At 58.1% G+C, this 6,829-nt stretch carries 9 protein-coding genes and 3 pseudogenes; 10 read left to right on the forward strand and 2 right to left on the reverse strand.

The annotated features are described in order from the left end of the window. The first annotated feature begins 10 nt into the window (after positions 1-10). The 10 genes and pseudogenes from AKU79_RS02915 (at position 11) to tnpC (AKU79_RS02955) (ending at position 5,654) form a co-directional block, all read left to right on the forward strand. Entirely contained in the window at positions 11-820 is an 810-nt protein-coding gene (locus AKU79_RS02915) for a DUF2189 domain-containing protein (protein ID WP_050522094.1), read from the forward strand. After that, a complete protein-coding gene (ccoS, locus tag AKU79_RS02920) occupies positions 817-996 on the forward strand; it encodes a cbb3-type cytochrome oxidase assembly protein CcoS (protein ID WP_050522095.1) in 180 nt (59 codons plus the stop codon). The genes AKU79_RS02915 and ccoS overlap by 4 nt, the downstream gene beginning before the upstream one ends. Further along, positions 989-1,222 carry a hexameric tyrosine-coordinated heme protein gene (locus AKU79_RS02925; protein WP_050522096.1) on the forward strand — a complete coding sequence of 78 codons (234 nt, stop codon included), beginning with the start codon at positions 989-991 and terminating at the stop codon, positions 1,220-1,222. Before ccoS ends, AKU79_RS02925 begins: the two co-directional genes overlap by 8 nt. Beyond that, entirely contained in the window at positions 1,219-1,488 is a 270-nt protein-coding gene (locus AKU79_RS02930; protein WP_050522097.1) for a DUF6522 family protein, read from the forward strand. Before AKU79_RS02925 ends, AKU79_RS02930 begins: the two co-directional genes overlap by 4 nt. A gap of 301 nt (positions 1,489-1,789) precedes the next feature. After that, positions 1,790-2,248, forward strand: a complete 459-nt coding sequence (locus AKU79_RS02935) for a DUF6522 family protein (RefSeq protein ID WP_050522098.1) — start codon at positions 1,790-1,792, stop codon at positions 2,246-2,248. 105 nt (positions 2,249-2,353) lie between these two features. Next, positions 2,354-3,171, forward strand: a pseudogene (locus AKU79_RS02940) (succinate dehydrogenase iron-sulfur subunit). A gap of 39 nt (positions 3,172-3,210) precedes the next feature. Then, a complete protein-coding gene (locus AKU79_RS19175) occupies positions 3,211-3,600 on the forward strand; it encodes a transposase (RefSeq protein ID WP_050522099.1) in 390 nt (129 codons plus the stop codon). Continuing rightward, positions 3,600-3,803 (forward strand): IS66 family insertion sequence element accessory protein TnpB, encoded by a 204-nt coding sequence (gene tnpB, locus AKU79_RS19985; protein ID WP_408002828.1) that lies wholly within the window; start codon positions 3,600-3,602, stop codon positions 3,801-3,803. Before AKU79_RS19175 ends, tnpB (AKU79_RS19985) begins: the two co-directional genes overlap by 1 nt. After that, positions 3,772-3,993: an IS66 family insertion sequence element accessory protein TnpB gene (tnpB, locus tag AKU79_RS19990; RefSeq protein WP_156209426.1), complete on the forward strand. Its 222-nt coding sequence runs from the start codon at positions 3,772-3,774 to the stop codon at positions 3,991-3,993. The genes tnpB (AKU79_RS19985) and tnpB (AKU79_RS19990) overlap by 32 nt, the downstream gene beginning before the upstream one ends. A gap of 54 nt (positions 3,994-4,047) precedes the next feature. Further along, positions 4,048-5,654, forward strand: a pseudogene (gene tnpC, locus AKU79_RS02955) (IS66 family transposase). Positions 5,655-5,877: 223 nt separating this feature from the next. On the opposite strand, the pseudogene AKU79_RS19685 reads toward tnpC (AKU79_RS02955), so the two are convergent. Together AKU79_RS19685 and tnpC (AKU79_RS02965) are read right to left on the reverse strand one after the other, a co-directional pair. Then, positions 5,878-6,072 (reverse strand): annotated as a pseudogene (locus tag AKU79_RS19685) (transposase); the annotation flags it as partial. 35 nt (positions 6,073-6,107) lie between these two features. Further along, positions 6,108-6,829, reverse strand: a 722-nt coding sequence (gene tnpC / locus AKU79_RS02965) for an IS66 family transposase (protein WP_156209428.1), incomplete at its 5' end; no start/stop codon positions are given.

Genomic DNA, 6,829 nt, shown 5'->3' on the forward strand with positions numbered 1-6,829 from the left:
GGGAGAACCCATGCTTGAACCCCTTCCCGCACTTGAAGCGCGTCACCGCCCGCCAGACCGTTTCGCACGAAACCTTTCGCAAACGGCGGCGCTGGATTGGCTGGCGGCAGGCTGGCGCGACTTGCGCCAAAGCCCCGCCACCAGCCTGATCTACGGATTGGCCATAACGCTTTTATCAGTGGCCGTGATTGCGGGGCTGGTCCAGGTGGGCCTGAGCAACCTGATCTTTCCCGCCCTGTCGGGGTTTCTCGTCATCGGCCCGCTGCTGGCCATCGGCCTGTATGAAAAAAGCCGCTGCTTGGGGTTGGGCACGAGCCCCACGTTCGCGCAAATGCTGTTCGTGCATCCCCGCGCGGGCGGGCAAGTCGCGTTTGCAGGTCTGCTTTTGTGCTTGCTGATCATGCTATGGTTGCGCGCCGCCGATCTGCTTTATGCGCTGTTTTTCGGGATGGTGGCATTTCCGGGGTTTGACAATCTGGCCAGCCAATTGCTGACCACGCCGCGCGGCTGGGCGATGATTGCAACCGGATCGGCCATCGGCGGGCTGTTTGCGTCCTTTGCCATGGCGATCAGCCTGTTTTCCATCCCCATGCTGCTGGAACGCCGCGTTGATGCGCTGACGGCACTTGGCACATCCTTTGCCATGACCACCCAGAACCTACGTGCCGTGCTGCCATGGGGCGCGATTGTCACCCTTGGGTTCGCATTGTCGGCTGCCACCGGGTTGTTGGGTTTGATCGTGATCTTTCCGCTGCTCGGCCACGGCACTTGGCACGCATGGCTTGCCCTGCGCCCACACAAGCAGGAGGAGGCGAAATGAACTACTACTTCCTCATCCCCGTCTCAATCGGCCTTGGCCTGACAGGTTTGGCCGCATTTTTCTGGGCCATGCGCCATAATCAATACGAAGACCTTGACGGTGCCGCCGCCCGCGTGCTGAACGCCCCCGACAAACCTCTCACCACCCTGCCTGCAAAGGACACGACCCATGGATAACTGGCTGCCCACCCTGATCACACCGACACCGACAGAAGGCTATAACCTTGCGCTGAAGCTTTCACGCATGACCATCAAATTAACGCAACCCGATGCCGCCGCGCGCGAACGGATGCGCCCGGATTATGCCGAGGATGCAAACTCCCTGATTGCGGTCAGCGCAGTGGTCGCGACCCATTTCGCCACCATCGCCGCCGCCAACGGCCACTGGCGCGAAACCAAATGAGCAGTATTACGGTTACGGCCCAAGGCTTTGAGGTGGACGCAATCCTTGTCGCCGCAGCTTTCGGGCTGGACCCTTCGCAGTTGCAAGAAAAAATGCGCGCAGGCGAAGTGACCAGCCTGTGCGAAAAGGGTGAGGGCGATGATGAAGGCCGCTTTCGCCTGACCTTTCGGCATGATGGGCACGCGCTGAGGCTGACCGTAGATGCGGAAGGCAGCGTTCTGTCGCGCGCAACCTTTCCCGCAGGGCGTGTAAAGCCCGTGGATTAAGGTCCAAAGGCAACTTTGGTATCGTTGGAGCCTTTACGCGTTCGACAAAATGAGTTTGCGCTTGCGTTTTGGTCCATGCAGGCGTCCCGTGTAACAGCAGCTGATTGACCAGCTGTTGCCAAACATCTCGAAATCAGATGGTCGCTGGAAAGCTGTCTTCCTGTCCTATCGCCAGTCAGCATCCGCGCGCGAACTTCATGAGAGGTTCGTAAAATGTTGAGCGTTGTCAAAAGGCGCTGGGGTATTGCTGCGAAAGCCGGGTCCATGGCAGCACCACACGACAAAGCATGAAGAGGTATCGATGGAAAAAATCACACTTCCCGCCGACAGATTTGAGCCTGATATGACTGCAGTGGCCGAGGCATTTGACATCAGTACCAACGAGTTGCATGACGGCATAGAAATTGGCGCGATCAGCCGGTGGCTTGAAGTGGGGACCGGCGACGCGGATGACAAACCTCATCAGATCTTCGCCTCTGCTGTGCTTGGGATCAGGGTCGATGTAGATGAACACGGCAACGTGCAATCGACCAGCAAATACGATATAATCAGCGCCGCACCGCAATCGTATCCAGTTTCAGGCTCCGACAAAGGCGCGGTGCAAAAGGCCTTGGCCACCCCTTTGCAACATGGCCCTGATACCACCCACAAAACCCACATCGATGCACTTCTTGACGAGGCGCTGAACGAGAGCTTTCCCGCCAGCGATCCTATGGCCATCAGCGTGCCCCGCTTGCGGACGAGGTCTGATGATGAATGAAGGTTCTGTTTCAGAAACCATTCACATGCATTGGGCCACATAATGGTCGAACACTCTGACGAAGTGGACGAAATCCCCCGCCTGAAATGGCCGCGTCGCTTTCCGGTGCCAAGCGATTTTGCTGTTGCAAAGGCATCTCGGATCACCGAAGGGAAATTCCGGCCCGCGCCCGAGGGGGCGACCCGGATCGCGACCTTGCGCATTCACCGCTTCAATCCGGACGGTAAGGACGGCCCGCAGATGGACACCTTCCGCGTTGATCTGGACGATTGCGGGCCGATGCTGCTGGATGCGCCGATCTGGATTAAGTCCAGGTTCGATGCGACGCTGACCTTGCGCCGCTCTCGCCGCAAAAGGTTTGCGGGCCTTGCGCGATGACCATTGACGGCACCAACTGGACGGTTTGCACACGCGCCATGGATGAGTTGTCCGATCCTGTCACCATCTACCCGCTGGTCAACCTGCCGGTGATCAAGAATCTGATCACCGATCAGACGCAACTTTTCGCTCAGCACGTCCTGACCGAGCCCTTGCTGAAAACCGAAACGCCTGCGCCAGAGCATGAGCGCCTGCAGTCGGTTGCGCAGCGCACAGCCCTTGACGGCTATTACGAATATATCATGTGTTTTTGCTGCACCTCGGGATGTCCCAGCCATTGATGGAACGGCGACCGTTTCCTTGGTCCCGCCGCCTTAATCACCTCTTGGCGCTGGCTGGCCGACAGCCGCGACGAGAGTCAGGTTGCGCGATTGGAGGTGCTGAACGAGCCGTTCCGGCGTTATCGCTGCCACACGATCCTGAACTGCACCCGGACCTGCGCGCGCGGCTTGAACCCCGGCAAGGCCATAGCCGAAGTGGAGCGGTTGAAGATTGAAGCGTTAGCGGTGCGCCCAGCCCACCTTCCTTGTGCGCCGCTGATCTGAGATTCAGCCCCCATGGATGGATGATCAGGGAGGTTCTCCATGGAGCGCTCAACGGAGTTTCTCAGCAACATTGATATGGTTGTGTGGCCGCGTGGTCACCGCCGGTGGCCGGATGCAGTGAAGGCGCAAATTGTGGCCGAGACGTTGGTTGAGGGTGCCTCGGTGGGCGCGGTTGCGCGGCGTTATGACATGCGGGCCAATCATTTGTCGGAATGGCGGCGCATGGCGTGCGAGGGCAAGCTGGTTTTGCCCGCTGTGACCGAAGAGGCGAGCTTTGCGGCGTTGGTTGTGCGCGAGGAAGTTGATGCGGTTCCTGAACCTGCGCCCCCGTTGGATCTGCTCTGTGGCAGCGTCCATGTGCGATTGGACGCAAACACATCTGCGGCACGCATTGCCGAGATTGTCCGTGCCTTGAATGCGCCCTCATGATGTTCCCTTCGAACCGAGTGCGGATCGTTGTGGCGACCAAGCCTGTCGACTTCCGCAAAGGGCATGACGGGCTCGCAGCGCTGATTAAGAACGAGCTGCGCAAGGATCCGTTCACGCGTTGCCCGGCAGGCGATTTGCAAAGTAAATCTGCCGTGAGGGGGGACAGTTTTTGTGTTCCGCTCAAGACGGGCAGATCGGATTAAGCTGCTGTATCGGGATGGCACTGGTTTGGTCATGGCTTACAAAAGGTTGGAGGAGCATATCTTCACCTGGCCCGCGATCAAAGATGGGCTGATGGCCTTGAACCACGCTCAGTTTGAAGTGCTGTTCTCGGGTTTAGACTGGCGCAAAGTAAGGGCTTTGTCAGTGCGCCCCCCCACTGCGGCAGAGTGAATCAGGTTGTCTTTTGTAGGGGTGCTGAGGTGTTGGAAATGATAGTCATTCCCCATGTCAAAACTTGCCGATCTCCCTGATGATGTTGAAACCCTGAAAGCGCTTCTTGTTGCCTCAGAGAACCGCAATCTGCGCAAGCAGGATCGTATCGATCAGTTGGAGAAACTGGTTTCTGACTTCAAACGTGCCCTGTTTGGCGCAAGGTCTGAGAAGGCCGACCCGGAGCAATATGAGCTGGCGCTGGAAGATATCAAAACGGCTATGGCGGCGGTCCGCGCTGAAGATGACGCGGTGGATCCGCCTGCATCGCGCCCGGCAAAACCGCGCAATACCAACCGTGGCTCACTGCCCAAGCATCTGCCCCGCATTGAAGAGGTGATTGCGCCCGATAGCATGACCTGCGGCTGCGGCGCTGAACGGCATGTGATCGGTGAGGACATCAGCGAACGCCTCGACATCGTTCCTGCGCAGTTCCGTGTGATTGTCACCCGCCGCCCGAAATATGCCTGCTGATCCTGCACCAATGGCGTGGTGCAAGCGCCTGCACCAGCGCGCCTGATCCCGGGCGGCATGCCAACTGATGCAACAGTGGCGCATGTTTTGGTGAGCAAATACGCAGATCATCTGCCCCTGTATCGTCAGGCGCAAATTTACAGCCGCCAAGGTATCGATCTGGATCGTTCCACTCTCGCCGGATGGGTCGGCAAAGCGGCCTATGAGCTGCGGCCCGTGTTTGAAGCGTTGATGGCCGATCTGAAGCAGTCGACCAAGCTATTCATGCCCTCCCGGCCGATTGCCCTGCAATCGCCTGCTGGGTAACAGACGAGACCCGCGCCCCGGTGCTCGATCCGGGTAAACGCAAAACCAAAACTGGATACTTCTGGGCACTTGCCCGCGATGACCGCCCATGGGGCGGCACGGCTCCACCCGGTGTGGCCTTCACATATGCGCCGGGACGGTCCGGCCAATATGCTGATGACATTTTGAATGGCTTCACGGGCATCCTCCAAGTGGACGGGTATGCAGGATACAATCGCCTACTCAAACGTGTCGATGACAAGGTTGGGTTGGTATACTGCTGGGCTCATGCGCGGCGCAAACTGCATGAGGTTGCGCAAGCGGGCTCAGCCCCCATCGCTGAGGCGGGATTGAAACAGATCGCTGCACTCTACCAGATCGAAAAGAGTATCCGTGGCTTGACCGCCGAGGAACGTCTGGGCGCACGGCAAGACCGCTCAGCACCATTGATCGTCGCGTTTGAGGCGTGGCTCACGACCAATCGAGCGCGCCTCTCAGCCAAGGCCCCTCTCGGCGAAGCGTTCAAATACATTGCAAAATACTGGGATGGACTGTGCCTGTTTCTGACTGACGGTCGCATCGAGATGGACAATAATACCCCCTCTCATCGATACTTTGTATCGATTGCCGGGCAATGGTGCGAACGCACGATCCGGCCTATCGCTTTGAACCGCAAAAATGCACTCTTCGCTGGTCATGATGCCGGTGCCGCAAACTGGGGCGTCATCGCGTCCTTGATCGAGATCTGTAAATTGAACGATCTCGATCCGCATGCCTATCTGGCAAACACGCTCACAGCCATCGTCGAAGGCCAAAAACAAAGCCAGATTAACGATCTGCTACCGTGGAACTACGTCAAATAGGTGGGATCAGCGCACCGGTTACAAGACAGTGTTGGTTGCGGGAGCTCGATTTCAGAAATACTTGCCGTTGTATGACGTCCGTAATTAGCAGAGATCAACTTCCCGTATCATATTGAAATTAATCACTTTAAAAATAAATTTGTAAGAACGTGCATCAGCACAAAGGGCGGGTTGCCGGGCAACGATTGGCGGCGCCCCTGAATTTCGTGTTTGCGCCTGCCCTTCACCATCGCCCAAGAACTTTATCCCAGTGCTGTCGATCAGGGGCTTCAGCCGGCCGATAAAGGTGCTTTCGCGCCATCTTGTCGCCCTGCTTCGAGATGCGTCCATTTCTGCTGGTGTCGCCGGACTCGTGTCGTCTTGGCGTCAGCCCGAGATATGCGCCCGCACCTGATGACCTTTTGAAGCGTGATGCGTCATCGAAGTAAGCGGTCGCTGGGCAGCACGTTCAACTCAGCTTGACGGCCTGAAGTTCCATGGCAGCAGATCGTCGATGCGGCTTTGAGGATGGCCATTGGCGATCGCGGTCAGGGTTGCCTTCAAGTAGGCGAAGGGCTCGATGCCATTGATCTTGCAGGTTTCGATCAGGGAGGCGATGCGGCCCCAGGCGATTCCGCCTTCGTCATGGCCCGCGAAGAGTGCGTTTTTACGATTGAGGGCGATGGGGCGGATCAGGTTTTCAACCCTGTTGGAGTCGATCTCGACGCGGCCGTCGGTCAGGAATGTTTGCAACCCGTCCCAATGGTTATGGATGTAGGTCAGCTTTTCGCCCAGCCGGGATTTGGCGGAGATCTTGCGGCGTTGTGCCTGCAGCCAGTCACCGAAGGCCGCCACCAATGGCGCAGCTCGGGATTGTCGGGCAGAGAGACGCTGACCGGGCGAGATGCCACGGATGTCGGCCTCGACGGCGTAGAACTCGGCGATGCGACGCAGACCTTCGGCCGCGATCTCTGATCCGTCGCGGTCAAATACTTCCTTGAGCTTACGCCGCGCATGCGCCCAGCAAGGCGCCACCCGAATGGGCACGCCGCCCTTGCGCGAGGGTTTGGTCAGCCGATTGTAGCCAGTATAGCCGTCGATTTGCAGGATGCCATTGAAGCCTGTGAGGAAATTTTCGGCATTCTCCCCCGCCCGACCGGGGGCGTAAAAGTAGACTACGCCAGGCGGGTCATCGC

It is taken from the genome of Pseudorhodobacter wandonensis, assembly GCF_001202035.1.
In the GTDB taxonomy this organism is placed as follows: Bacteria; Pseudomonadota; Alphaproteobacteria; order Rhodobacterales; family Rhodobacteraceae; genus Pseudorhodobacter; species Pseudorhodobacter wandonensis.